Annotated in this window: 26 protein-coding genes; 12 read left to right on the forward strand and 14 right to left on the reverse strand. The window is 74.2% G+C overall.

The features are described 5' to 3' along the window. Positions 1 to 216: 216 nt before the first annotated feature. Positions 217 to 804, reverse strand: a complete 588-nt coding sequence (locus EAD96_RS31390; RefSeq protein ID WP_233585372.1) for a hypothetical protein — start codon at positions 802 to 804, stop codon at positions 217 to 219. A 534-nt stretch (positions 805 to 1338) separates the two neighbouring features. On the opposite strand from EAD96_RS31390, the gene EAD96_RS02400 reads away from it, so the two are divergent. The 4 genes from EAD96_RS02400 to EAD96_RS02415 are packed head-to-tail and all read left to right on the forward strand — an operon-like array spanning position 1339 to position 6368. Next, on the forward strand, positions 1339 to 1677 hold the full coding sequence (locus EAD96_RS02400) for a PadR family transcriptional regulator (protein ID WP_013285163.1): 339 nt from the start codon (positions 1339 to 1341) through the stop codon (positions 1675 to 1677). Continuing rightward, the gene (locus EAD96_RS02405; RefSeq protein WP_091423366.1) at positions 1674 to 2495 is read left to right on the forward strand and encodes an ATP-binding cassette domain-containing protein; all 822 of its coding nucleotides are present in this window, start codon (positions 1674 to 1676) and stop codon (positions 2493 to 2495) included. Before EAD96_RS02400 ends, EAD96_RS02405 begins: the two co-directional genes overlap by 4 nt. Beyond that, on the forward strand, positions 2492 to 3178 hold the full coding sequence (locus EAD96_RS02410) for a hypothetical protein (protein ID WP_120570805.1): 687 nt from the start codon (positions 2492 to 2494) through the stop codon (positions 3176 to 3178). The genes EAD96_RS02405 and EAD96_RS02410 overlap by 4 nt, the downstream gene beginning before the upstream one ends. 52 nt (positions 3179 to 3230) lie before the next feature. After that, the gene (locus EAD96_RS02415; protein ID WP_121683109.1) at positions 3231 to 6368 is read left to right on the forward strand and encodes a BTAD domain-containing putative transcriptional regulator; all 3138 of its coding nucleotides are present in this window, start codon (positions 3231 to 3233) and stop codon (positions 6366 to 6368) included. Here EAD96_RS02415 and EAD96_RS02420 read toward each other — a convergent pair. Together EAD96_RS02420 and EAD96_RS02425 are read right to left on the reverse strand one after the other, a co-directional pair. Next, positions 6352 to 7098 (reverse strand): ABC transporter permease, encoded by a 747-nt coding sequence (locus tag EAD96_RS02420; RefSeq protein ID WP_121683110.1) that lies wholly within the window; start codon positions 7096 to 7098, stop codon positions 6352 to 6354. The genes EAD96_RS02415 and EAD96_RS02420 overlap by 17 nt on opposite strands. Continuing rightward, positions 7095 to 8036: an ATP-binding cassette domain-containing protein gene (locus EAD96_RS02425; protein ID WP_121683111.1), complete on the reverse strand. Its 942-nt coding sequence runs from the start codon at positions 8034 to 8036 to the stop codon at positions 7095 to 7097. The genes EAD96_RS02420 and EAD96_RS02425 overlap by 4 nt, the downstream gene beginning before the upstream one ends. Positions 8037 to 8385: 349 nt before the next feature. On the opposite strand from EAD96_RS02425, the gene EAD96_RS02435 reads away from it, so the two are divergent. Together EAD96_RS02435 and EAD96_RS02440 are read left to right on the forward strand one after the other, a co-directional pair. After that, the gene (locus tag EAD96_RS02435) at positions 8386 to 9468 is read left to right on the forward strand and encodes a hypothetical protein (RefSeq protein WP_121683134.1); all 1083 of its coding nucleotides are present in this window, start codon (positions 8386 to 8388) and stop codon (positions 9466 to 9468) included. Beyond that, positions 9465 to 10454, forward strand: coding sequence for a BtrH N-terminal domain-containing protein (locus EAD96_RS02440; RefSeq protein ID WP_121683112.1), 990 nt, complete (start codon positions 9465 to 9467; stop codon positions 10452 to 10454). The genes EAD96_RS02435 and EAD96_RS02440 overlap by 4 nt, the downstream gene beginning before the upstream one ends. Positions 10455 to 10457: 3 nt before the next feature. Here EAD96_RS02440 and EAD96_RS02445 read toward each other — a convergent pair whose 3' ends face one another. Both EAD96_RS02445 and EAD96_RS02450 read right to left on the reverse strand, forming a co-directional pair. Then, positions 10458 to 10883, reverse strand: coding sequence for a VOC family protein (locus EAD96_RS02445; protein WP_071095991.1), 426 nt, complete (start codon positions 10881 to 10883; stop codon positions 10458 to 10460). 45 nt (positions 10884 to 10928) lie between these two features. Next, positions 10929 to 14201, reverse strand: coding sequence for a hypothetical protein (locus tag EAD96_RS02450; protein ID WP_121683113.1), 3273 nt, complete (start codon positions 14199 to 14201; stop codon positions 10929 to 10931). Between the two features lie 243 nt (positions 14202 to 14444). Here EAD96_RS02450 and EAD96_RS02455 point away from each other — a divergent pair, with 243 nt between their 5' ends. Then, positions 14445 to 15338, forward strand: a complete 894-nt coding sequence (locus EAD96_RS02455; protein WP_121683114.1) for a sulfotransferase domain-containing protein — start codon at positions 14445 to 14447, stop codon at positions 15336 to 15338. Between the two features lie 49 nt (positions 15339 to 15387). On the opposite strand, the gene EAD96_RS02460 is transcribed toward EAD96_RS02455, so the two are convergent. Then, positions 15388 to 15852, reverse strand: a complete 465-nt coding sequence (locus tag EAD96_RS02460; RefSeq protein ID WP_121683115.1) for a glyoxalase/bleomycin resistance/extradiol dioxygenase family protein — start codon at positions 15850 to 15852, stop codon at positions 15388 to 15390. Positions 15853 to 16003: 151 nt separating this feature from the next. Here EAD96_RS02460 and EAD96_RS02465 point away from each other — a divergent pair, with 151 nt between their 5' ends. Next, positions 16004 to 16714, forward strand: a complete 711-nt coding sequence (locus EAD96_RS02465) for a helix-turn-helix domain-containing protein (RefSeq protein WP_121683116.1) — start codon at positions 16004 to 16006, stop codon at positions 16712 to 16714. Here the strand turns inward: EAD96_RS02465 and EAD96_RS02470 are convergent. Both EAD96_RS02470 and EAD96_RS02475 read right to left on the reverse strand, forming a co-directional pair. Beyond that, positions 16696 to 17274: a dihydrofolate reductase family protein gene (locus tag EAD96_RS02470; RefSeq protein WP_120570797.1), complete on the reverse strand. Its 579-nt coding sequence runs from the start codon at positions 17272 to 17274 to the stop codon at positions 16696 to 16698. The genes EAD96_RS02465 and EAD96_RS02470 overlap by 19 nt on opposite strands. Positions 17275 to 17329: 55 nt before the next feature. Next, on the reverse strand, positions 17330 to 17794 hold the full coding sequence (locus EAD96_RS02475; RefSeq protein WP_121683117.1) for a rhodanese-like domain-containing protein: 465 nt from the start codon (positions 17792 to 17794) through the stop codon (positions 17330 to 17332). A 62-nt stretch (positions 17795 to 17856) separates the two neighbouring features. Between EAD96_RS02475 and ftrA the strand changes: the two genes are divergently transcribed. Beyond that, positions 17857 to 18858 (forward strand): transcriptional regulator FtrA, encoded by a 1002-nt coding sequence (gene ftrA, locus EAD96_RS02480; RefSeq protein ID WP_121683118.1) that lies wholly within the window; start codon positions 17857 to 17859, stop codon positions 18856 to 18858. Here the strand turns inward: ftrA and EAD96_RS02485 are convergent. Genes EAD96_RS02485 through EAD96_RS02495 form a run of 3 tightly spaced genes read right to left on the reverse strand, consistent with a single transcriptional unit; the run spans position 18825 to position 19976 of the window. Continuing rightward, positions 18825 to 19193 carry a nuclear transport factor 2 family protein gene (locus EAD96_RS02485; protein ID WP_120570794.1) on the reverse strand — a complete coding sequence of 123 codons (369 nt, stop codon included), beginning with the start codon at positions 19191 to 19193 and terminating at the stop codon, positions 18825 to 18827. The genes ftrA and EAD96_RS02485 overlap by 34 nt on opposite strands. Then, on the reverse strand, positions 19171 to 19647 hold the full coding sequence (locus EAD96_RS02490) for an SRPBCC domain-containing protein (RefSeq protein ID WP_121683119.1): 477 nt from the start codon (positions 19645 to 19647) through the stop codon (positions 19171 to 19173). The genes EAD96_RS02485 and EAD96_RS02490 overlap by 23 nt, the downstream gene beginning before the upstream one ends. After that, positions 19644 to 19976 (reverse strand): helix-turn-helix transcriptional regulator, encoded by a 333-nt coding sequence (locus tag EAD96_RS02495; RefSeq protein WP_121683135.1) that lies wholly within the window; start codon positions 19974 to 19976, stop codon positions 19644 to 19646. The genes EAD96_RS02490 and EAD96_RS02495 overlap by 4 nt, the downstream gene beginning before the upstream one ends. Before the next feature lie 214 nt (positions 19977 to 20190). On the opposite strand from EAD96_RS02495, the gene EAD96_RS02500 reads away from it, so the two are divergent. Continuing rightward, entirely contained in the window at positions 20191 to 20913 is a 723-nt protein-coding gene (locus tag EAD96_RS02500) for a hypothetical protein (RefSeq protein WP_120570791.1), read from the forward strand. Here EAD96_RS02500 and EAD96_RS02505 read toward each other — a convergent pair. Then, positions 20910 to 21479 carry a hypothetical protein gene (locus tag EAD96_RS02505; protein ID WP_120570790.1) on the reverse strand — a complete coding sequence of 190 codons (570 nt, stop codon included), beginning with the start codon at positions 21477 to 21479 and terminating at the stop codon, positions 20910 to 20912. The two genes, EAD96_RS02500 and EAD96_RS02505, sit on opposite strands and share 4 nt — an antisense overlap. Positions 21480 to 21496: 17 nt before the next feature. Beyond that, positions 21497 to 22636, reverse strand: coding sequence for a zinc-dependent alcohol dehydrogenase (locus EAD96_RS02510; RefSeq protein ID WP_233585374.1), 1140 nt, complete (start codon positions 22634 to 22636; stop codon positions 21497 to 21499). Positions 22637 to 22798: 162 nt separating this feature from the next. On the opposite strand from EAD96_RS02510, the gene EAD96_RS02515 reads away from it, so the two are divergent. Further along, positions 22799 to 23752, forward strand: coding sequence for an FAD-dependent oxidoreductase (locus EAD96_RS02515; protein ID WP_121683120.1), 954 nt, complete (start codon positions 22799 to 22801; stop codon positions 23750 to 23752). 12 nt (positions 23753 to 23764) lie between these two features. On the opposite strand, the gene EAD96_RS02520 is transcribed toward EAD96_RS02515, so the two are convergent. After that, on the reverse strand, positions 23765 to 24190 hold the full coding sequence (locus EAD96_RS02520; RefSeq protein WP_091423431.1) for an iron chaperone: 426 nt from the start codon (positions 24188 to 24190) through the stop codon (positions 23765 to 23767). A gap of 144 nt (positions 24191 to 24334) precedes the next feature. Between EAD96_RS02520 and EAD96_RS02525 the strand changes: the two genes are divergently transcribed. Continuing rightward, the gene (locus tag EAD96_RS02525; protein ID WP_121683121.1) at positions 24335 to 25072 is read left to right on the forward strand and encodes a VOC family protein; all 738 of its coding nucleotides are present in this window, start codon (positions 24335 to 24337) and stop codon (positions 25070 to 25072) included. The last annotated feature ends 9 nt before the right edge of the window (positions 25073 to 25081 follow it).

A 25081-nucleotide genomic window follows, 5' to 3' on the forward strand; every position in this document is an offset into this window, starting at 1 on the left:
CCTACCCGGCGAATTCCCCTACCTCGCCGACACCAACGGCGACGGCAAAGACGACCTCATCGTCTTCACCAAAAACACCACCAACGACATCTACGTCGCCCTGTCCACCGGCACCACCTTCGCCCCCTCCACCAAATGGCACGACTACTTCGGCCTCACCGGCGAAACCACACTCTGACCCCGACAGCGGTAGACGCCGGCCCGGCGGGCCGGCGTCTACCGCTTCACCAGGTTGCGCAGCGCCGAGAGCAGCGATCGGTGGCTGACCTCGGCGTAGATCTTCTTGTCCTGGCCGTACAGGACCACGTACGGGCACTGCTGGTCGTCCCCGCCCATGGTCTTGTCCAGCAGCCTGCGGCCGGTCGCCACCTCGTACACCCGCAGGCGGTAGGTGGCCTTCAGCAGCGTCAGCGTGTCCGGCTCCGGGTCGTCGTAGCGGCACTTGCGGATCGTCGCGCCGGTGCTCGTGCGATCCAGGCAGGCGACCATCTGCACGACCTTCGGGTCCTCCGACGCCCAGGTCCGCTCCACCCGTTTCGACAGGCCCTCGTCGTAGTAGTAGACCTGGTCGTGGCGGCGGTTGCCCGTGCCCAGGTCGGTGCCGACGAGCAGCGCCACCGGGTGCGGCGCCGCTCCGGTGCGCCTCGGCGACTGTGGGAAGTAGAGAACCCCGTCGCACACGTCGTTCAGATCGGAGATCTGCGCCGCCGGGAAGTCGCTCGGCTGCGGCCCGCGCGCCGACGGCTCCGCGCTCGCCGTCGCACCCGGCGTGGGCGTCGCGCCGGACGACCGCCAGGGCGCCACCGGCGGCGCGGCCGGCTCCGCTCGGCCGTCTCGCGGGGCGAGGAACCCAGCAGGAACGCGCCGCCGATCAGGCCCGAGCACGCCACCAGCAGCAGCACGCTCAGCACCGCGACGGCGACGACCAGAGCGCGGCCGCGGCCGGCCGACGGCGGGCCGGGTGGCGGGTACGGCCCGTACGGCGGAGCCGGCGTGGCCGGACCGTACGGCGGACCAGCGGTGGGCGACCCGTAGCCCGCAACGGGCGACCCGTGACCCGGCCCGGTGGCGGGCGGTGGTGGCGGCCCGGGAACGCCGGGCGGCTCGCCGGCCGGCCGCATCCAGGCGGTCTCTCCCCGCTGTTCCGCGTCCCCCGCCGGTCCCTGCTCGGATCCGGCCCCCGTGTCGGACATGCGCAATCCCCCGTCGAACCCGTGCGGAGCGCGCAACCTATCAGCCTCGCCGGGCCGGAGGAGGCCCACTAGATGGTTGCGCTACCTAGATGGCGGCGCTACCGTCATCGCCGGATGTCGTCCGGTCGGGACAGTGCGGAGCGGAATGAACCAGGAACGGCGGGCGCAGTGGCTGCGCGGGGTGCTCGACCTCTGCGTGCTCGCGCTGCTGAGCCGCGGCGAGTCCTACGGCTACGAGCTGTCCCAGGCGCTGCGGGCCCACGGGCTGGGCGCCGTGCAGGGCGGCACCCTCTACCCGGTGCTGCTGCGGTTGCAGCGCTCCGGCCTGCTCACCGCGCACTGGCGGGAGGGCGGGACCGGGCCCGCGAGGAAGTACTACCGGATCAGCCCGGCCGGCAGCGCGGCGTTGCGGGCCGCCGCGATCGACTGGAGCGCCTTCGCGTCGAGCGTGGGCACGATACTGCGCGAGGAGCCGAAGCGGTGAACCACGAACCCTGGCTCGCCGCCCTGACCGGCGAGCTGCGCCGGCACGGGGTGGGGCCCGACCTGACCGGTCACGTCGTCGCCGAGGCGGCCACCCACCTGCTCGACAGCGGGGAATCGCCGCTGCGGGTCTTCGGCGCGCCGGAGACGTACGCCCGGGCGGTGGTCGACAGCCTCGGCGGCCCCGACGTGCGGCCGCCGCGCCGCCAGCCCGGACCGGTGCGGCTCGCCGCCCGGGGAGTCACCAAGCGCTACCGGGGACGCACCGTCCTGGACCGGGTCGACCTCACCGTCCGGGCCGGCCAGATCGCGGCGGTGGTCGGCGCCAACGGCGCCGGCAAGAGCACGTTCCTGCGGATCTGCGCCGGCCTGCTGAGCCCGGAGGCGGGCACCGTCGAGGTGCACGGCACGCTCGGATACTGCCCGCAGGACGGCGGCACCGCCGAGTTCCTCAGCCCGGACGAGCACTTCGTGCTCATCGGCGCCGGCCGAGGGCTGGGCCGGACGGCGGCGCGGCGGGCCGGGCGCGCGGAGGCGGCCGGGCTGGAGTGGACACCGCCGCGGCGCACCCAGGCCCGGCACCTCTCCGGCGGCACGCGGCAGAAGCTCAACCTGGTGCTGGCCCGGCTCGGCGAGCCGGACGTGCTGCTGCTCGACGAGCCCTACCAGGGGTTCGACCGGGGCACCTACCTCGACTTCTGGCACGAGGTGTGGCGGTGGCGCGACGCCGGCAAGGCCGTCGTGGTCGTCACCCACCTGCTCAACCAGCTCGACCGGGTCGACGTCGTGCTTGATCTTTCCGGGGAGCGGAACGCATGAGCCGGACCCTCGTGGTGGCCGAGGCCGCCCTGCGCGAGCTGCTGCGCCGCCGTACCGTGCTGGTCATCCTGCTGCTGATGCCGCTGGCCTTCTACCTGAGCCGCCGCGGCGACTTTCTCGGGCAGTCGATCCGCTTCGTCTGTCTCGGCCTGGCCTGGGCGCTCAGCACCGCCGCGCTGTTCGCGGGCAGCGCGGCGCGGGGCATGGAACCCCGCCTGCGGCTCTCCGGCTACGGCAGCCGGCACCTGGTGCTCGGCCGGCTGCTCGCGCTCTGGACCGTCGGCGTGCTGCTCTCCACGCCGTACTTCCTGCTCGTCCTGGTCGACCAGCGCGACGTGCGGTACGGCGCGATCGCGCTGATCATGGCGTTGACCGTGTTCGTGTCGGTGCCGTTCGGCCTGCTGCTGAGCGCCGTGCTGCCGCGCGAGCTGGAGGGCACGCTGGTGCTGCTGACAGTGGTCGGTCTCCAGATGGTGATGGACCCGGCGGGCAGCGCCACCCGGGCGCTGCCGTTCTGGTTCAGCCGCGAGCTCGCCACGTACGCCGTGGACCACACCGACGGCGGCTACCTCACCCGGGGCCTGACCCACGGGCTGGTCTTCGCTGTCGCGCTCACGGTGCTGGTCGTGGTGGCCGCCGCGGTGCGGCTGCGGCAGCGCCGGCATCTGCGCCTGGCCACCTGACCGGCGGGGGCGGCGGACCGAACCGGGGCGCGGGCCGTGGCAGGATCGGCGCGTGCAGATCGGGTTGCTCGGGCCGTTCCAGGTCACCACGGACGGCGGCCTACCGGCCGACGTGCCGGGCGCACGGCTGCGCGGACTGCTGGCCGCCCTCGCGCTCCAGCCCGGCCGGGTGGTCCCGAAGGCCGCGCTCGTCGACTGGATCTGGGGCGAGCAGCCGCCCGCCGACGCCGCGAACGCGCTGCAACGGCTGGTGTCCCGGCTGCGCAAGGCGCTGCCGGCGGGCGCCGTCGACGGGCTGCCGGACGGCTACCGGCTCGCCGTCGAGCCCGACGCCGTCGACGCCGTACGGTTCGAACGTCTCGTCCGGCGGGCCCGCGACGGCGACGGGCCGCAGCGGGTACGGCTGCTGCGCGAGGCGCTGGGCCTGTGGCGCGGCGACGCGCTGCGCGACGTCGGCCTGCCCGACAGCCCGGCGCTCGACGCGGCGGCGACCCGGCTGGAACGGCTGCGCCTGACCGCGACGGAGGACCGGTACGACGCCGAGACCGGGCTCGGCGGGGAAGCGGACCTGATCCCGGAGCTGACCGACGTGGTGGCCGCCCATCCGGTACGCGAGCGGCTCGCCATGGCACTGATGCGTGCGCTCGCCGCGGTCGGCCGGGACACCGAGGCGCTGCTGGTCTACCAGCGCACCGCCGACGCGCTCGCCGACGCGCTGGGCGCCGACCCGTCGCCGGAACTGTCGGCGCTGCACGTCGCCCTGCTGCGGGGCGAGACGACTCGCCGCGACGACATCCGCCGGACCAACCTGCGCGCCGAGCTGACCAGCTTCGTCGGCCGGGACGCCGACCTCACCGCCGTCGGCGCGCTGGTGGCCGAGCACCGGCTCACCACGCTCACCGGCCCGGGTGGCTCCGGGAAGACCAGGCTGGCCACCGAGACCGGACGCCGGATGACGGGCGACCTGCCGGACGGCGTGTGGCTGGTGGAGTTCGCCGCGATCGGCGCCGACGGGGACGTGGCACAGGCGACGATCTCCGGGCTCGGCCTGCGCGACGCGTTGCTCGGCGACGCGGGCAGCGCGGAACCGGACGACCGGCTCGTCGCGGCGATCCGGGACCGGGAGATGCTGCTGATCCTGGACAACTGCGAACACGTCGTGGAGCAGGCGGCGGCGCTGGCGCACCGGCTGCTCGGCGAGTGCCGGCGGCTGCGGATCCTGGCCACCAGCCGGGAACCGCTCGGCATCACCGGGGAGGTGTTGTGGCCGGTCGCGCCGCTGGGCCTGCCGGACGGCGACGCCGCGGTCGCCGAGGTCGAGTCGTCGCCCGCCGTCCGCCTGCTGCGGGACCGGGCCGTCGCGGTCCGCCGGGACCTCGCGTCGGACGCCCGCACGGCGATGACGATGGCGCGGATCTGCCGCGCGCTCGACGGCATGCCGCTGGCGATCGAGCTGGCCGCGGCGCGGCTGCGCGCCATGTCCGTCGACCAGCTCGCCACCCGGCTCGACGACCGGTTCCGGCTGCTCACCGGTGGCAGCCGGACCGCCCTGCCCCGGCACCGGACGTTGCGCGCGATGGTCGACTGGAGCTGGGAACTGCTCACCGACGCCGAACGCGCGGTGCTGCGCCGGCTGTCGGTGTTCTCCGGCGGGGCGGGCCTGGACGCGGCCGAGCGGGTCTGCGCCGGCGGCGCCGTCGAGCCGGGCGACGTGCTCGACCTGCTCACCGCGCTGACCGAGAAGTCGCTGCTGGTCGCCGCCGGCGACGTCGTGCCGCGCTACCGCATGCTCGGCACGATCAAGGAGTACGCCGCGCAGCGGCTCGCCGAGGCGGGGGAGGCGGACCTCGCGCGCCACGCGCACCTGGCGTACTTCACCGAACTGGCCGAGACCGCCGAGCCGCGGCTGCGCCGCGCCGACCAGCTCACCTGGCTCGCCCGGCTCGAAGCCGAGCACGACAACATCACCGCCGCGATGCGCGGTGCGCTCGCCGCGGGTGAGGGGCGCGAGGCGATGCGGCTCGCGGCCGGCGCCGGCTGGTACTGGTGGCTCGGCGGCCACCGGACCGAGGGCATGGAACTGATCATCGCGGCCACCGAGACGCCCGGCGAGGTGCCCGACCACATCCGCGCCGTGGTGTACGGGCTGGTGGTGCTGTTCCTCAGTTCCGGCCCGGGCGACGCGCAGCACGCGGCCGAGTGGATCCACAAGGCGTACCGGTTGAGCGGGGAAGGCCGCGGCGGTCACCCGGAGCTGGCCCTGGTCGTGCCGATGGAGCGCATGCTGCGGGAGCCGGACGCGCTGCTGCCCGCCTGGGAGTCGCTGCTCGACCACGAGGACCCGTGGGTACGCGCGCTTGCCCGGCTGCACCTGGGCAAGCTGCGGGTCATCCTCGGCATCGAGGCGGCGCAGGCGGAGGCGTGCCTGCGGCAGGCGCTCGCCGAGTTCCGGGCGGTGGGCGAACGCTTCGGGATCTCGTTCGCGCTCAGCGAGCTGGCCGAGCTGATCGCCGTACGCGGTGACGTCGCCGCCGCCTGCGCGTACTACGAGCAGGCCGCCGCGGCGGTCACCGAGGTCGGCGCCGTCGAGGACGTGATCCGGATGCGGGCGCGGCTGGCCTGGCTGTACCGGCTGGGCGGCGACGAGGCGGCGAGCGCCGCGGCCGTGGCCGAGGCGCAACGGCTCGCCGCCCGGGTCGCCTGGCCGGGCGCGCTGGCCGAGCTGGCGCTGGCCGAGGCGTACATGGCCCGCCACGACGGCGACGCGGACGAGGCGTACGCGCAACTGCGGGCGGTGTCGGCGCTGCTCGGGGACGAGGCGGACCTGGCCGGCGTCCGGGCGGGCACCCAGGATCTGCTGGGCTACCTGGCCGAGGACGTCGAGCAGGCCCGTACCCATCGGGCGGCGGCGTGCCGGGCGGCGCGCGAGGGCGGCTACGCGCCGCTGACCGCGCAGGTGCTCGTCGGCGTCGCGGACCTGGCGTTGCGGCTGGACCGGCCGGACCAGGCGGCGCGGCTGCTGGGCGCGGGCGACGCGGTACGCGGGCTGCCCGACCGCACCCACCCCGACGTGCCCCGGATCGAGGCGGCGGCGCGCGACCGCCTCGGCGACGCGGGGTTCGCCGAGGCGGTCGCACAGGGCCGGGAGACCGGCTGGGAGCGGCTGGTCGAGATCACGCTCGCTTCGTGAACGTGGACCGCGCCCACAGGTAGCCGACCAGCGCGATGCCGGCGCACCAGGCGATCGCGGGGATCACGTCACCGGCCGACGGCGCGCCGCCCAACAGGCCGCGCAGGGTCTCGATGATCGGCGTGAACGGCTGGTACTCGGCGAACTGCCGCAGTCCCGGCCCCATCTTGTCCGCCGGCACGATCGCGCTGCTGAAGAACGGCAGCAGGACCAGCGGCACGGCGGCCATGCCCGCCGACTCCGGCGACTTCGCGAACAGGCCCAGCGCGACTGTGAACCAGCTGACGGCGACGCTGAGCAGCACCACCATGCCGGCCACACCGAGCCAGTGCAGCGGATCGGCGGCCGGGCGGAAGCCGAGCAGGAACGCCACCCCGACCAGGGCCGCGACCGCGAGGACGTTCGTCAGCACGGTGGCGACGACGTGGCCGGTCAGCACCGCGCCCCGGGAGACGTGCATGACCTTGAACCGGTTGATGATGCCCTTGGTCATGTCGGAGCTGACCGACGTCGCGGTGCCGCCGAGGCCGTAGCAGACCGCCAGCAGCATCAGGCCCGGCGTCGCGTAGTCGACGTAGTCGACGCCGACGGAGAACGCGTCGCCGAGCATGTAGACGAACATCAGCATGACGATGATCGGCATCAGCACCGCGTTGAACACCGAGGTGGGGTTACGGCGCAGGTGCGTCAGGTTGCGGCGCAGCATGACGACCGAGTGGTTCCTGCTCATTTCGCGGCCACCTCCGGGGTGCGGCCCGTCAGGGCCAGGAAGACGTCGTCGAGGTCGGGGGTCTGTACGGACAGGTCGCCGGCGGCGATCGAGTGCGCGTCGAGCCGGTCGAGCAGGGCGCGCAGCGCCGCGGTCCCGCCGTCGGTGGGCACGCGCAGCGCCAGCGCCTCCTCGTCGCGTACCGCGTCGGGCAGCACCAGCGCCGCCGCGTCGAGTTCGGCGACGGTGCCGAACCGCAACCGCACGTGCGTGCCGGGGATCCGGCGCTTGAGCTCCTCCGGCGTGCCCTGGGCGACCAGCCGGCCCTGGTCGAGCACCACGATCCGGTCGGCGAGGCGGTCGGCCTCGTCGAGGTACTGGGTGGTGAGGAAGACCGTCACGCCGCCGGCCACCAGCTCCCTGATGATCGACCACATGGTGCGGCGGCTGCGCGGGTCCAGCCCGGTCGTCGGCTCGTCCAGGAAGATGATCCGCGGCTCGCCGACCAGCGTCATCGCCAGGTCCAGCTTGCGGCGCATGCCCCCGGAGTACGTCGACACGAGCTTGTCGGCGGCCTCGACCAGGTCGAACCGTTCCAGCAGTTCCGCGACGACCCGCTTGCCGGGCACGCGGTCGCGCGGGCCGAGGTCGACCATGAGTTGCAGGTTCTCCCGCCCGGTCAGCAGCTCGTCCACCGCCGCGAACTGCCCGGTCACGCCGATCGCCGCGCGGACCGCCTTGGCCTCGGTGACCACGTCGTGCCCGGCGACCCGCACCGACCCGGCGTCGGCGCGGATCAGGGTGGTCAGGATGTTCACTGTCGTCGTCTTGCCCGCCCCGTTCGGCCCGAGCAGGGAGAAGATCGTCCCGGCGGGGACGTCCAGGTCGATGCCGTCGAGCACCACCCGGTCCTTGTACGCCTTGCGCAGCCCGGAGACCGCTATCGCTGAACTCGTCATGCGCCCACCATGGGCGACCGTACCGCCACCGCCCTGACACGGCGCTGACACGGCCGCTGACAGCTTGTCGGTGGGGCGGCGTACGGTCCCGCCGTGGATCGGGAGACGTTCTGGGACATCGTGGAGCGGGCGCGCTCGACGCCGCCGACCGCGCTGCTCCCCCCGGCCCGGCGCCGGCCGACCCGGCCGGTGAGGACTTCGACTTCGGCGACGACGAGCAGATGCGCGCCCGCCTGCCGCGCCTCGCGGCGATCTACCGGCCGGTGGAATGACGCGTCACGGCCTGCCGCCGACCCGATCCGGGTTAACCGCTGGTCCGCCGCGGGCCGGGTGGGCGAGCATGGTCGGCATGGCCGGGTCGACGGGTGCGAGGCTGCCGCTCCAGGGCGGGCTGCCACCCGGCGAGGCGCTGACCGGCGCGGTGCGGGAGATCGCCTGCGACGAGTCCGGCTTCTCCGGCACCAACCTGCTCGACCCGGCCACCCCGGTGATCGTCCACGCCAGCGTCGACCTGAGCCGTGACGAGGCGGCCGCGTTGATCGGTACGCTGCGGTCCGGGTTCCGGTTCTCGCCCGACGAGGTCAAGTCGCGGCAGGTCCTGCGCCGCCGCGAAGCCGCCGAGGCGGTGGAGTGGTTCCTGTCGGCGTTGCGCGGCCGGGCGCACGTGCACCTGGTCGACAAGGAGTTCTTCCTCGCCACCCGGGTCGTCGACCTGCTGCTGGCCGAGCCGTCGTACGCGGCGGGCACCCGCCTCGCCGGTGACCGGCGTCCGGCCGCGGCGGCGCTGCACCGGGCCGGGCGGGCGGCCGGACCCGGCTGGGCGGTCTTCCTCGCCGCCGTGGTCGAGATGCTGCGCACCAAGCGGCGGGACCGGGCCGACGACCGGAGCGTGGCACGGTTCTTCGCCGCGCGGGACGCGCTGCGCCGCCACGTCGACGACACGCAGGCCGGTGCCGTCCTCGACGCGCTCGACCCGGCCCGGGTGGCAGCCGTGCAGGCCCGGTTGTACGCGGGCGACCGGACGATCCCGCCGCCGCTGGAGCCGCTGCTGCCGGCGCTGGCCGAGACCGTCCTGCACTGGAGCGGCGGCCGGTGGCGGGTGCTGGTGATCCACGACGAGCAGAGCGCCCTCACCGAGGACCGGCTGCGCCGCCTCCAGGCGGCACTGGCCGCGGGCGATCCGGCCGGCCCGTCGCCGCTGGCCGGGCTGGTGATGGCCGACTCGCGCGACGACCCGCGCGTCCAGGCCGCCGACCTGCTCGCCGGGGTGGCCCGCCGGATGCCCGGCGTCCCCGGCGACGGGCCGCTGCGCCCGCTGCTGTCCCCGGCCCCCGGCCACGACCCGGGCGCCGTCGTCGCGACGCACGAAGCGGGCGCCGCAGCCGTGGCGCACGACCCGAACGCCGTGACGGCGGAACAGGAGCCGACGTGATCCTCGACGACGTGACGCCGCGCGCCGGAGTGCACTGCGAGACCACCACGCTCGGCGTGCTGACGCGGCACGCCGGCCTGGACCTGTCCGAGCCCATGCTGTTCGGCCTCGGCGAAGGGCTCGGCTTCGTCTACTGGGACGCCAGGAGCATGGACGTGCCGTTCCTCGGCGGGCGCACCAAGCCGCTGTGCGTGACCCGGGCCGCCGCCGGCCGCCTCGGCCTGGACCTGCGCGTCCGCGAGACGACGTCGGCGGCCAAGGCGTGGCGCGACGTCACCGACGCGCTGGACGCCGGGCACCCGGTCGGCCTGCAACTGGACTCGTACCACCTGGACTACTTCACCACCAAGGTCCACTTCGGCGGGCACACGGTCGCCGTGTACGGCTACGACGACACCCACGCCCACCTGGTCGACACCGCCCAGCAGGGCGGCGCGGTGACCACCACGCTGGAGAGCCTGGCGCGGGCGCGCGCCGCGCGTGGACCGATGACCGCGCGCCACCTGTCGTACACGCTCACCGCGCCCGGCGGCCCGCCGGACCTGGCCGCCGCCGTCCGCGCGGCGGTACGCGCCAACGCCGGGGCGTTCCTCGACCCGCCGATCGCCAACCTCGGCCACCGGGGGATCGCCACCGCCGCCGCCCGGGTGACCCGCTGGCTGGACCGCGCCGCCGATCCGGCCCGCGACCTGCCGCTCGCCGCGACGCTGATGGAACGCGGCGGCACCGGCGGCGCGCTGTTCCGCGCCGTGTACCGCGACTTCCTCGCCGAGGCCGCCGCCGTCACCGGCGACGTGCGGGTGCGGCGGGCACAGCGGATGTACGCCGACATCGCGCCGCTGTGGACCGCCGTCGCCGACCACATCGCCACCGCCGGGCGGACCGGCGACGCCAGCCACCTGACCCGCGCGTCGGCGGTCCTCGCCGACCTGGCCGTCCGCGAACGCGAGGCGATGACGGTGCTGGCCGCCGTGGACGCCGGGTAGCGGTCAGCCGAGCTGCTGGGCCAGCGCCACGATGACTCCCGCCGGGCCGCGCAGGTAACACAGCCGGTAGACGTCGCCGTAGTCCGCCACCTCACCGATCAGCTCGCCGCCGTGGGCCCGCAGGCGGGCCACCGTGTCGTCGACGTCGTCCACGGCGAACATGACCGACCGCAGGCCGAGCGTGTTCGGCGGCGCGTCCGACGGTTCGGCGGCGACGAGCGCCGGCGCCCGGAACCGCGTCAGTTCGAGCTTGCCGTGGCCGTCCGGGGTGCGCATCATCGCGATGTCCACCCGCACGCCGTCCATGCCGTTGACCCGGTCCACCCAGGCCCCCTCGACCGGCGTCTCGCCCTCCACCTCCATGCCGAGTTCGGTGAAGAAGGCGATGGCGGCCGGCAGGTCGTCCACCACGACGCTGACGTGGTCCATCCGCTGAAGCGTCACCCCCCGAGCATAGGGCGACGCCCGGCCCGGTCAGCTCATGTCGAGCGTGTACGCGGCCTCCCGCACGTCGGCGTCCGGATGGCGGCGCAAGCCGACGAGCAGGTCCCGCCACGGTGTCTTCCAGCCGAACTCCGACCCGTGCGCGACGAGCGCCACCGCGAACAGCCCACCGGCCAGGTCGCCGCGCCCGGCGAGGCGGGCCACCGTGCCGGCGAGGGCCGCCGGGTCGGGCCGCCGCCGCATGGTGAGCAGGCGATCGCCGACGCGTTGCGCGGTGCGCACCGCGACCACGGGCCGGCCCGCGCAGAGCGCGGCGACCTCGTCCAGGTCGTCGAGGCGGCCGAGGTCGACGAGCAGCCCGGTGGCTGTACCCAGGAAGGTGTCCCGGCCGGCGAGCCACCGCGCGGCCTCGACCAGCCCGGCCCGGTCGGCGGCGGCCGGGCGGCTGTCGGACCACAGGGCCGCGCCCTCCGCGAGCAGCTCGACGCGCCGCCGGGCGGGCCGGTCGGCGGCCGGACCGCCCGGGTCGTCGTCGGCGGCGTCCCGCTCCACCAGCCGGGCCAGCGCGGCCCGGAACGCCCCGTCGCCGCCGGCCCGCAGCAGGTTCGCCACCCCAATGCCCGGCGTCGTCTCGTCCGGGTCGGTGAGCCGGTCCACGACCAGGTCGGTGACGCCGGTCAGCCACTGCCACCACTCGCCGAGCGCGTCGAACGCCGCGCGGCGGACCTCCCGGTCGTCGGCCCGGCACGCCTGCACCACCAGCGCGGCGTAGGTGCGGCGGTGGCGCTGCGAGATCCCGGACGGGTACGCGCCGAGCACCGCCCGCCGCTCCTCCCGGCTGGCGTGCACCGCCGCGCGCAGGACCGCCCAGCCCGCCTCGGTCCCCAGCCGCTGCCGGGCGGCGGAGACGATCGCCGCGCGCACGTCGCGGTGCGTGTCCGGATCGGCGTACGCCTCACCGAGCGCCGCCATCACGTCCACCTGCGCGTAGCGGGCCAGGAGCCGGGCGGCCTCCTTGCGGCTGGTGACCTTCGCGGCACCGGTCAGCACCCCGCCCAGCAGCTCGGCCAGCCGGGCCGGCGGGACGTACCGGGCGGCCCGCCCGGCGGCGTACAGCGCGACGCGTGCCCGGTCACCGTCGGCGTACCGGAGCAGCACCGGGAACGCCTCGTCCGGCCGGTCGGTCCAGACCAGCGCGCCCAGCGCCGCCTCGGCGACCGGCACCTCGGACGCGTCGACGTGGCGCAGCACCAGCTCGCGTCCGGCCGGTCCGGCCCCGGCGGCGGCCCGGATCGCCGCCGCCCGCTGCCACACCCGGTGACCGGAGTCGGCGACGACGCGCGCCTGGAGCGCCACGAAGCGTTCCTGGTGGCGGGGGAGCCACCGTTGCGCGTGCGGCGCCGGGCCGGGCACCCACCGTTTCCCGTTCTCCACGAACCGGCCGCGCGGGGGCCGGTCCAGCACCCGGTCGAGCAGGTCGGTGCGGGACGTGCAGACGATCGCCCACACCTCGCCGATCGCGATCGCCGACGCGTCGACGTCGAGCACCTCGGCGACGCGCCGCGAGCGGGTACGCGGATCGGCGAGCCAGAGCCCGGCCGCCGTCCGGGCCACGGCGGGCAGGGTGTCCGGCCCGATGGTCCGGCGCAGCAGGTCCTGCAGCTCCGGCAGACGCCAGGCCCGCCGGCCGAGCGCGTGGGTGAACGCGAACAGCAGCCCGTACCGGCCGCGCGCCATGCCGGCCTCGATCCGGCCGCGCAGCCGGTCGAACACCACCGCCTCCTGGCCGTGCCGCAGCACGGTGTCGAGCCGGCGCAGCACCGGAACGTTCGCGTCGCTGCTCACCGCGTCGATCGTGCGCAGTGCCCATTCGACCAGTTCCGGCACGTCCACGTGGTGGGTGAGGACGTCGACGGCGAGCCGGCTCAACGCGGTGGTGGTGGTCGCCGAGGCGTCCCGCGCGTCGACCGCGTCGGTGGTGAGCCCGGTCAGTCCACCGGCGCTCGTGGCGGTGAGCAGCGGCGCCACAGTGGCGAGCGCGGTGAGCGCGGCCGCGCGTACCGGGTCCTGCTCGTTGCGCAGCCGGCCGAGCCGGACCACCACCTGGGCCACCGTGCGCGGGTCGCGGGAGCGTCGCGCGGCCGCCACCAGCAGCCGCCAGCCGTCCGCCCGCTCGTCCGCGTCGCCCGAGCGCAGCGCCGCGCTCGCCGACGCGGACGCCTCCGGCCAGGGCAGGTACGCGCTCCAGAACCGCACCTGCTCCTCCCGCTCGCGGACCGACGGCAGGGTCAGCACGCGGGCCGCCTCGCGCGCCCGTACCGCCGCCGGCAGCACCTCCATCACCTGGGCGCCGGGCAGCAGCGCCGTGGTGTCGGTGTCGGCCAGCGCCCCGTCGTACAGCTCCGCGCGGCGGCTCGGCGCGACGGCGCGCAGCAACGCGGCCAGCGCGTGGTCGTGCTCCCGCAGCCGGGCGGCCAGCAGGACCAGCTCGGCCGTGGGCAGCGCGGCGAGGCGGCGCAGCAGCGCCCGGGGCAGCGTGGTCCGTGCCAGCCAGGCCGCGCGTGCGGGCGACGTGAGCAGGCGGACGACCCGGCGGGCGTCGTGCGCGGCGAGCCGCCCGTACGCGACGGGCGGGCCGGGCAGCGACTCCTCGGGCGCGTACCCGTCGAGCAGGTCCAGCGCCCGCGCCGGATCGCCGTGCAGCACCGCGCCGGCGACCTCCGCCCAGATCCGCCCGCGTGACTCCGGTGGGGCCACGGCCATCCGCTCACCGGTGCGCGTCAGCACGATGTCGGAATGCGACCGCATCAGCCGTTCCGGGTTCAGCGCGTGTTCCAGATCGGGCAGCCACGCCCGTACCGTCTCGGGGCCGCACGCCGGCAGCAACGCGGCGGCCTCGTGGTCACCGAACCGCTCGCGTACCCCGATGATCAGCGCGTCGGCGACGGCCGGCACCGGGTTGCGGCGCAGCGCCCGGTAGACGCGCCGCCGCGCGCCGGCCGGCCGGTCGGTGAGGTCGGCGGGCGTCACGCCGGCCCGCACGGCGGCGGTCAGCGCGGTGGCGGCGATCGAGGGTTCCGGGTCGAACGTCGCGGCCAGGACGGCCGCGGTGTCCCGGGTCGCCAGCGCGGCGAGCAGCGCGAGACGCCGCTCGTAGGGCCCGTGCCGGCGCAGGTCGGCGCAGACCTGCGCCCGGTCGGGCGCGATGCGTGCCCACGCCACGAGGCGCCGCGTCCGGTCGCGGTGGGGCAGCGGGTCGAGGGCGGCGAGCAGGTCGCGGGTGGCGGTGGGCACGGCGCTCATTGTGCCGGTGCGCGGGTCGCCGCGGGTGCCCGTCGCGCCTATTCCGCAATTCCTATGGAAATTGTAGATTTTCAGCGTTCTCCCAGCCGCCCGGGATTGACATCAATCGGACCGTCGGGGATATTCCTAGCGGCGCGTCGGGGCGCGGGGCGGAGCAGGCGAGGTCTGCGGACTTCACCTGCGTGACGTGCGGAAAGGTGTTCGTGCTGCCCCTGCTCCGCGGGGTCCGGATGAGGTTGGGAAATGATTAATCGGGCCGTCGAATTCGCCAAGCACAATTCGCCGAATTCTCTGCGGGTCAAGGCCCGGCGGGCGCAGATGGAAGCGCGCAACGCCCGTATGCGACTCACCGTTCCGGTGGTGGCCCACAGCGAGTTCGACAACATCTTCCACTGCACCGTCCGCAAGACCGGCAGCCAGTGGATCAAGGCGTTGTTCAGCGACCCGGCCGTCTACCGCCACAGCGGGCTGCTGCCCTACGACCCGCGCTTCTACTCCGGCGGCGCGACCGCGCCGGTGCCGGCCGGCCGCATCGGCCTGGCGATCTTCCTCTCCCACAAGCGGTTCGAGGCGGTGCCCAAGGCCGGCGGCTACCGCGCGTTCTTCGTGATCCGCGACCCGCGCGACGTGGTCGTGTCCAGCTACTTCTCGCTGCGCAACTCGCACGCCCCGATGGGCGACATCCCGCAGGCACGCAAGGCCCTCCAGGAACTGCCGAAGAAGGAGGGCATGCTCTACGTCATCGACCGCCTGCGCGACAAGAAGCAGTTCGGGCAGATGCGGTCCTGGGCGGTCGCGCCGAGCGACGAGACGTTCCGGCTGTTCCGCTACGAGGACCTGACCGGCGAGCGGCAGGCCGACGAGGTCGACCAGCTCCTGCGGCACTGCGGCATCACGCTGCCCCCGGCCGAGCTGGAGGCCCTGCTGGCCCGCTACAGCTTCACCAGGATGAAGAAGTCGAAGGAGACGCCCGGGCGGATCTCCCACTACCGCAAGGGCGCGTCCGGCGACTGGCGCAACCACTTCGACGACGACATCTACGCCGCGTACACGAAGGCGGCCGGTGACCTCGCGGAGATCCTCGGCTACCCCGCCCGGGACGACGAGCGGAACGGGCAGGAATCCGCCGCACGGTAGAGCGGTGACGGCGGTACGGTGTTCGTCCCGCTCGGAAGGGGACGCATCATCACGAGCCTGCCTGCCCGAACCACAGATCGTGGACAGACTGCAAGCCGTCGTGCGTCGAGTCGGTCACTCGGAAGAACTTCCACGCATAGCCGAAGGGGTCCTCGAACTCGACGTACCTCTCTCCCCACGGTGCGTTCGCCGGACCGGCACTGATGACGCAGCCGGCAGCTTCACACCGCAGGGCGGCTTCGTCGATGTCGTCTACCTCGAGCCCGATGACAACGCCGAGCCCGCGCGGGCCGGTCTTCGTCTGACGTTCCCGGGCGCTGTCCGGGAACGGGATGCCAACCAGCGCGTCGACCAGCAACTGCAACGGACCCCGCCGGAGGATTGCCATGGCGAGACCACCATCAGCGCCAGGCACCGTGCCCACCGGGACAAAACCAAAACTCTGATACAACGTCGAGGCCGCCGTTACGTCATTGACCCGCAGCGCGACCCGTACCGGTGGCTCGTCGGTCATCCCGCGACGGTAGCGATTCGGCACACTGCGCGCAACGCTCACCCAACCGGTCCATTCCACCTCCGTATCTCGACGGTCCTTTCCGGAACGCGAAGGATCGTGCGAGGCGGTGAGCGAATGATCCCCACCTGGACCGCCGTATGCTCCTGCCGTGGAGCTGCGGTTCATCACCCGGACGTCCGACTCGGACTGGATCGACACCGTGTGGGCCTGCACCAGCGATCGGGTCGACGAGATGACGTCGGTGGCGACCCCGTGCTGGGGACTCGTGTTCTGGCAGCGCGACGGGCGCTCGTACGCGGCCGTCTCCGGCCCCGAGACCGCGACCGGCACCGCGCCGGTGCCCGAGGGCGCCACGTTCGTCGGCATCGAGTTCGCGGTGGGCACCTCGCTGCGGCTCGTATCCACGCCCGCGCTGGTCGACGGCGGCGCCGAGCTGCCCGACGTGAGCCGCCGCACGTTCCGGCTCGACGGCGGCCGGTGGCCCACACCCGGCCCGGACGACGCCGAGGCCCTGGTCGACCGGCTGGTCCGTGCCGGTGCGGTGGTCCGCGACCCGCTCGTCACCGAGACCCTGCGCGGCGGCCGCCCACCGGCCTCACCCCGTACCCTCGAACGCCGGTTCCGCGCCGCGACCGGCCTGACCCGGGGCGCGGTGCGGCAGATCGACCGCGCGCGCCGCGCCGCCGTGCTGCTGGCCGCCGGCGGCCCGCCCGCCGACGCGGTCACCAGCTTCGGGTACGTGGACGAACCGCACCTGGCCCGCGCGCTGCGCCGGTACGTCGGACGGACGGCCGGTGAGCTGCGCGCGGGCGCCGGTGGTGCGATAGCGCTGGACCCGGCTCAGCGGGTCACGTCGTAGATCAGCTTGACCACGCCGTTGGGGTAGGCGGCGGAGTCGCGCAGACGCAGCGTCTGCCGGTCCCGGTCGGCCTGGCTGAACAGGCTCTTGCCGGCGCCGAGCAGCACCGGGAAGACGAGCAGGTGGTACCTGTCGATCAGGTCCGCCTCGGCGAGACGGCGGGCGAGTTCCGCGCTGCCGTGGATGAAGACGTCGCCGCCGTCGCCCTGCTTGAGCGCGGCCACGTCGGCGGTGCTCCGCAGGACCGTCGTCGGCCCCCAGCCGTCGACCAGGGCGTCCTCGGGCAGACTGGACGACACCACGTACTTCGGCAGGTCCCGGTAGGCGGCGTGGTCCTCGGAGTCGCGCCAGGTCGGCGCGAACGCCTCGTAGCTGCGCCGGCCGAACATCAGCGCCGTGGTCTGCGCCAGTTCCTCGCCCTTGAGCGAGAACGCCTCCGGCAGGAACTCGACGTCCTTGACGACCCAGCCGCCGCTGCGGTGCTCCTCGCCCGGGCCGCCGCCGGGGGAGTCCACGACGCCGTCGAGCGACATGAATCCGGTGTACACAAGATCACGCATGCGGGCCATGCTAGGAACGGCCGCCATCTGCCGTCTTGTACGGAACCGACACGCCTCAGCAGCCGCACGAGACGCCGGCCGGGGCGGTGAGGTCGTCGGCGGGCCGCCGGACGAACCCCGCCCCGGTACGCACCGGGAACCCCTCCCGCACCCAGTACTCGTACCCGCCGATCATCTCCTTGACCGGCCGGCCGAGCCGGGCGAACTCCAGCGCCGCGCGGGTGGCGCCGTTGCAGCCCGGCCCCCAGCAGTAGGTGACCACCGTGGCGTCCGGCGGGACCAGCTCGCCCGCCCGCGCGGCGACCTCGGCGGTGGGCAGGTGCACGGCGCCGGGGATGTGCCCCTGCCGCCACGCCGGAAGGGAGCGCGAGTCGACCACGACCAGGCCGGGGACGCCCGCCTCCAGGTCGGCGTGCACGTCGCTCACGTCGGCCTCGAACGAGAGGCGGGCCGCGAAGTGGGCGAGGGCGTCGGCGCGGCGGGCGGCGGGAATGCGCAGGACGTTCGACATGGCACCCATCGTGGTGGCCGCCGTCCGGCCGCTCCAGTGGCGCGAGCGACGCCCTTCGCTAAGATCCCGCCATGAACCGCGCCACCGTGTCGGTGCTGGCGTACGAGGGCATGTCGGTGTTCGAGACCGGCATCGTCACCGAGGTCTTCGGCCTGCCCCGCCCCGAGTTCGACGTGCCCTGGTACGAGCTGACCGTCTGCGCGGAGACCCCCGGCACGGTGCGGCTGGTCGGCGGCGCCACCCTGCACACCGGCCACGGCCTCGACGCGTTCGCCGCCGTCGGCACGCTGATCGTGCCCGGGGTCGCCGACGTGCACGCCGACCCGACACCGGCGCTCACCGGCGCGCTCCGTGCGGCCCACCGGCGCGGCGCCCGGATCGTGTCGATCTGCTCGGGCGCGTTCGCGCTGGCCGGCGCCGGCCTGCTCGACGGCCGCCGGGCCACCACCCACTGGCGGTACGCCGACCTGCTCGCCCGGCGCCACCCGGCGGTACGCGTCGACCCGGACGTGCTCTACGTCGACGACGGCGACATCCTCACCAGCGCCGGCAGCGCCGCCGGTCTCGACCTCTGCGTCCACCTGGTACGCCGCGACCACGGCCCGACGGTCGCCAACGCGGTCGCCCGCCGGCTGGTCGTACCGCCGCACCGCGAGGGCGGCCAGGCGCAGTTCATCGAGTCGCCGGTGCCCGGCGACCCGGAGGACGACCGGCTCGCCGCGAGCATGTCGTGGGCGCTGGCGAACCTCGGCACCCCGATCACAGTCGACCGGCTGGCGCGGCAGGCCCACATGTCGGCGCGTACCTACCTGCGGCACTTCGCGCGGGCCACCGGCACCACACCGATCCGGTGGCTGATCGACCGGCGCGTCCAGGCCAGCCTGCCGCTGCTGGAGACGACCACCGTGCCGATCGAGGAGGTCGCCACGACCGTCGGTTTCGAGACGGCTGTGACGTTCCGGCACCACTTCACCGCCGCGATGCGGACCTCGCCGTCGGCGTACCGCCGGGCCTTCACCCGGCCCGGCGGCCGCCGCGCTCACGACCCGGCGGCCCCCAGCGGTACGACGTAGGAGTCGACGCGGGCGATGAGCCCGTCCCGGAACGTGAACAGGTCGTTGAAGGCGAACCGGAACGGCCCGTGCTCGACGCTGACGCCCCGGCCCTCGCCGGTCACCACGACGACCGGCCCGTCCTCGTGCACGCGCTCGACGTCGAGCCGCGGGCTGCCGGTGAACGCCGGATTCTCGATCTCGCCGTCGAACTCCGCCCGGCCCCGCGTGGTCCGGTGGCCGTGGATGACCCACTCGACGTCGTCGGTGAGCGTGGCGAGGATGCGTGCGTGGTCGCCGGCCCGGAAGCCGGCGAAGTATTCGGCGACCAGGTCACGCTGGGTTGCTCGGGTCACTGTCGTCTCCATCGTCGTGGTGTCGGAGGTGCGCGGCGAGGGCGTCGAGGATCGAGGCGAGCCCGTCGGCGGCCTGGTCGGTGCGCAACTCGGGCGGGAGCTTGCGCTGGTGCACGGTGAGGTCGGTGCCGTCTCCGGCGGGCCGCAGCGTGACGGTCGTGCGCAGCCCGGTGACCGGCTCGTCGAAAACCAGCTCACGTGGCCTGTCGATGCTCACGTAGACGAACCGCAGCCGTCCGGTCCGGCCGTCCGGCGCGCGCGTGTCGAGCGCGAACTCGCCGCCCGGTCGCAGGTCGACAGTCACCGACGCCCGCGGCACCGTGGCGTGTGAGCCGCCCCAGAACGCGGCGATGCCCGCCGGCGAGGTGAAGGCCATCCACACCCGGTCCGGCCCGGCCGGTAGGTGGCGCCGGGCGATCAGCTCGTCGCCGTGCCGCTCGGTACGGGCCCTCACCGGGTCGCCTCCGGTCGGGCGAGGTGGTCTTCGAGCGCGTCGAGACGGTCGTCCCAGGCGCGGCGCTGCTCGTCGATCCACGTACTCAGCCGGGTGAGCCGGTCGACGCGCAGCCGGCACGGTCGCCGCGTGCCCTCCCGTCGTTGCTCGACCAGGCCACACCGGCGCAGCACGCCGACGTGGTGGGAGATGGCCTGCGGCGTCAGGTCGAACGGCTCACCCAGCTCGCCGACTGTGGCCTCACCCCGGGCGAGGCGGGTCACCAGGGCGCGGCGGACCGGGTCGCCGAGGGCGGCGAACGCGAGGTCGAGGTCCGGATCGGAGCGCATGACCCGCACGCTATCGCAAACACACGTTTGTGCAAACAAGTCTTTGCGTATTGCTGGTCAGGCGGGTGGCCTCCGCGCCGGAACGTGGCACGGGGTGTCGGCGTTGGGGAAGCAGGGACGGGAGCGGCCGTTTCGGGCGGCGTGGCATCGGGAACGTCGTCGGGACGGGCACGGGACGGAGGTCGACGTGAGGACACCGGGTCGCCGTAGGCGGATGCTTGGCGTACCCCTGCTCGTCACCGCGCTGCTGGCCGGCGCGTGTGGCGACGGCGGTGAGAACGACGGCGGCGGCGACGCGGGGCCGGGCGCGACCTCGGCGGCCCCGGCGCCCACGGCCGTCACGCCGTCGGCGTCGCAGTCGTCCGGCGGGCGCGTGACGATTCCGACGTCCGCCTTCGCCGACCTGCCGCCGGAACTGCGCAAGTCCGACGCGCAACCGATGGAGGTCACCGACGCGCTGCCCGGGTTGTGCGACCAGGAGTTCCGCAGCGGCGGACGGTCGGTCACCGCGAGCGCCGCCATGATGAGCGCCTACAAGCAGCCGAAAGACCCGCCGGAGAACGTCCCCTACGGCACGCTGCACCAGACCGTCTTCGCCTTCGAGGGCACCGGCGCGGCCGACTACCTGCGCCGGGTCCGCGGCGCGGTGGCGGACTGCCGGTCGTTCCAGGCCTCGGGCGGCACCGTCACCGTCCGGTCCCAGCCGATGGCCGGGACCGGGGACGAGGCCCTGCTGGTCACCGTGAGCCGGCCGGCGACCGGCCTGGACGGCAGCCCGGCCGAGGGCCGGACCACCAGCCAGATCCTCGTGATCCGGGTCGCCGACGCGGTCACTGTCGTGCACGACCAGGGCTGGGAGGGCACCAGCAACGACCCCGGCCTGGCCGACGACGTCGCCCGGGCCGCGGTCCGCGGTCTCGACTCCTGGCAGCGCTAACGACGGCGGCGCGCCACCCGGCGTACGAGCAGGAAGGCGACGCCTCCGGCCAGCACCCAGGGCGCGGCGACCACGACCGGGTCGAGCGGGTGGTGCACGCGGTCGACCCGGTTGCCGCGCCGCGACGACAGCCCGTGGTGGGTGAACTCGCTGCGTACGCCCGTCTCGGCCACCGGGTTGTCCGGGTGACGGCTGAACAGCGACCCCAGCCTGCTCTCCGCGGTGTCGACCCGGTCGGCGGCGAGCAGCAGCAGCCAGTGCGCCGCGCGGCCCTCGCTGAACCGGCGGTACGAGTAGCGGCGGATCACGCCGGAGAGCCCCTTGGGCGGGCACGAGGTGCCGAAGACCGGGGTGAGGAACCTGTGCTCGATCGACCGCTCGCGCGGCCACTTCTCCGGCTGCCGCTCGGGGAACTCCCAGTGCGCGCCGGTGATCTCCGGGGCGAAGCGCTCCTTCGGTACGGCGGGCCGGTCGGCCGGGTCGAGGTCGGCGCCCCACCCGGGGATACGGGCACGCAGCTCGTCCGGGGACTCGGCGAGTTTCGGCTTGTCCGGCGTGTACGGCATGGTCGGCTCCGGTCCTCTCAGGCGGCGTTCGGGACGATGAGCGGCTTGATGCAGCCGTCGAGCTTGGCGGAGAAGATGTGGTACGCCTCGGCGACGTGCTCCAGCGGGATCCGGTGGGTCACGATGTCGCTGGGCTTGAGGTAGCCGTTGCGGATGTGCTCGAACAGGCGCGGCCACTGCCGCTTCACCGGGCACTGGTTCGTCCGCAGCGTGAGCCCCTTGTTCATCGCGTCGCCGAACTTCACGGCGCTGAACATCGGCCCGTACGCGCCCATCACCGAGATCGTGCCGCCCTTGCGTACCGAGTCGATGGCCCAGTTCAGCGCCACCGGCGAGCCGCCCTGCAACTTCAGCTTCGCCGCGGTGACGTGCTGGAGCAGGTTGCCGTCCGCCTCCGCGCCGACCGCGTCGATGGCGACGTCCGCGCCCAGGTGGTCGGTGATCTTCTTCATGTGCACGACGATGTCGTCGTACTCGGCGAAGTTGTACGTCTCGGCGTGGGCGAAGGAGGCGGCCTTCTCCAGCCGGTAGTCGAGGTGGTCGATGACGATGACCCGGCCGGCGCCCATCAGCCACGCCGACTTGGCGGCGTACAGGCCGACCGGCCCGGCGCCGAACACCACCACCACGTCACCCTCGGCGATGTCGCCGAGCTGCGCCCCGAAGTAGCCGGTGGCGAGCGCGTCGGTGAGCAGCACCGCGTCGTCGTCGTCCATCCACTCCGGAATCGGGCTCGGCCCGACGTCGGCGAACGGCACCCGGACGTACTCGGCCTGGCCGCCGTCGTAGCCGCCGCAGGTGTGCGAGTAGCCGTAGATGCCGCCCACGGCTGTGGCGTTCGGGTTCACGTTGTGGCAGTTGCTGTAGAGGCCCCGGGCGCAGAAGAAGCACGACCCGCAGTACACGTTGAAGGGCACCATCACCCGGTCGCCGGGCTTGAGGTTGCGCACCGACGGCCCGACCTCGTCGACCACGCCGACGAACTCGTGACCGAACGTCATCCCGACCCGGGTGTCCGGCATCATCCCGTGATAGAGGTGCAGATCGGAGCCGCAGATGGCGGCCCGTGTCACCCGCACGATCGCGTCGTTGGGATGCTCCACGACGGGCCGGTCCTTCTCCTGTACCCGCACCCGGTACGGACCGCGGTAGACCATTGCTCGCACTCGACGCCTCCCGGATGCCCGTGCCCTGTTCGACTCGCCCCGGATCGTCCGGAGCACTGGGAGGGCTACCCCCGACGACGAGGGACAAACGGGAGCGGGGTCACCGGGCAGAATGGGTGGGCGGCCACAGCCGTGACGCGATGGGAGTCCGCCATGACCGCACGTCCGGACGTCGTCGTCCTCGGAGCCGGCGTGAGCGGCCTCAGCACCGGCATCCGGCTGGTCGAGAGCGGCGCCCGGGTGCTCGTCCGCACCGCGGCGCCGCCCGCGCACACGACGTCGGCGCTGGCCGGGGCGATGGTCGGCCCCAATCTGTCCCCACCCGGCGACCCGCAGCGCGCCTGGACCGACGAGACGCTGCGGGTGCTCGGCGCCGAGCCGCTGCCGGGCGTGGCGTGGCGCGACGGCACGCTCGCCGCCCGGCCGGAAGGGGCGACGCCCCCGTTCGCCGACCAGGCGCCGGGCTTCCGGCAGTTGGGCGACGACGAGCGCCCCGCCGGCTTCGGCACCGCGTTCGCCGTCCGGCTGCCGCTGGTCGACATGCCGGTCTACCTCGCGTACCTCCTGGAGCGCTTCCGCGACGCCGGCGGTGAGGTGCGGGTCGCGCCGGTGGGCTCGCTCGACGAGGCGGCGACGTCGGCCCCGGTGGTGGTCAACTGCGCCGGGCTGGCGGCGCGGACGCTGACCGGCGACACCGGCCTGCACCCGGTGCGCGGCCCCCGGATCGTGGTGCGCAACCCCGGCCTGGACCGGTTCTTCATGGAGGCGCCGATGGCGCCGACATGGGCGTCGATCTTCCCGCACGGCGACCACGTGGTGCTCGGCGGCGGCCAGCGACGCAGCGACGACACCACCCCCGATCCGGCCGAGGAGGCCGACGTCCTCGCCCGGTGCGTCGCGATCGAACCCGCCCTGGCCGCCGCCGAGATCCTCGAACACCGCGTCGGGTTGCGCCCCGGCCGGGCGGCGCCGCGCGTGGAGGCCGAGCGGCGCGGTGACGCGCTCGTCGTGCACAACTACGGCCACGCGGGCAACGGCGTGATGCTGTCCTGGGGCTGCGCCCGCGACGCCGCGGCGCTCGCCCTCGGCGCGGCGCCCGCCGCCTGACGGGGCCGCCGGTCAGGAGACGGCGGCCCGCACCAGCTCGGTGATCCTCTTCTCCACCTCCGGGCTCCACTTCACCAGCGCGAACGACGCCGGCCACATGTCGCCGTCGTCGAGCTTCGCCGCCTCCTGGAAGCCCAGCGTCGAGTAGCGGTACTTGAACTTCCCCGCGTCCTGGAAGAAGACGACGATCTTGCCGGCCGCGTCGGCGTACGCGGGCATGCCGTACCAGGTCTTCGGCGCCAGCTCCGGCGCGGCGGAGGTGATGGTCATGTGCACGCGCTCGGCCAGCTCGCGGTCCTCCGGCGCCATCTGCGCGATCCGGTCGAGCACGGCCTGGAGGTCGTCGGCCTTCTTGGCGCCCTTCTTGCCCTCGGCGCGCAGCTCGGCCGCGCGCTCCTTCATCGCGGCGCGTTCCTCGGCGCTGAAACCGTCGGACATCTCGATTCCCCCTCGTGGCTCGCGGTCCGCGTGGTGCCGACCGCCCGAGGACAACGCTATGGCGCGGCGGTCACGGTGCGCTTCTCGATTCCTGATCACCTGCCGGGACCACGCCGGCACGGCCCAGGCCCTAGCATCGCGGCCATGGCAACGCGGCTCGTGCAGATCAACATGAAGGCCCACGACGAGATCACTCTCGGTGGCTTCTGGGCGAAGGTGCTCGGCTGGGGGATCTCCAGCGAGGCCCCCGGCGTGACGAACCTCGAACCCGAGGGCTTCACCTACCCGGACCCCCGCTTCCTCTACGTCGACCTCGTCGTCTCCTCCGAACCGAAGGCGGCGAAGAACCGCGTCCACGTCGACCTCGCGACCACCTCGGCCGCGCACCACGCGGCGGTGGTCGCGCGCCTGACCGCGCTCGGTGCCAAGCCCGCCGACGTGGGTCAGGGCGACGTGCCGTGGACGGTCCTGGCCGACCCGGAGGGCAACGAGTTCTGCGTACGGGAGCCGGACCCGCGGCACGCGGACACCGGGCCGATCGCCGAGGTGGTGGTCGACTGCGCCGACCCGGGCGCCATGGCCGGCTTCTGGAGCCGGGCCACCGACTGGACCGTGCACGAGGTGACCGACCAGCAGGCCGTGCTGCGCTCCGCCAAGGGCGTCGGGCCGTACCTGCGGTTCGCCCGCAGCACCGACGCAAAGACCGGCTGGAACCGCGTCCACCTCGACGTCCGCCCCTACCCGGGCGACGACCTGGACGCCGAGGAGGCCCGGCTGCTGGCGCTCGGCGCCACCGCCGCCGACCTGGGTGGGGCCGACATCCACTGGCGGGTGCTCGTCGACCCGGAGGGCAACGAGTTCTGCCTGCTCACCCCGGGCTGACCCGCGGAC

It is taken from the genome of Micromonospora sp. BL1 (assembly GCF_003667485.1).
Taxonomy (GTDB): Bacteria; Actinomycetota; Actinomycetes; order Mycobacteriales; family Micromonosporaceae; genus Micromonospora; species Micromonospora tulbaghiae.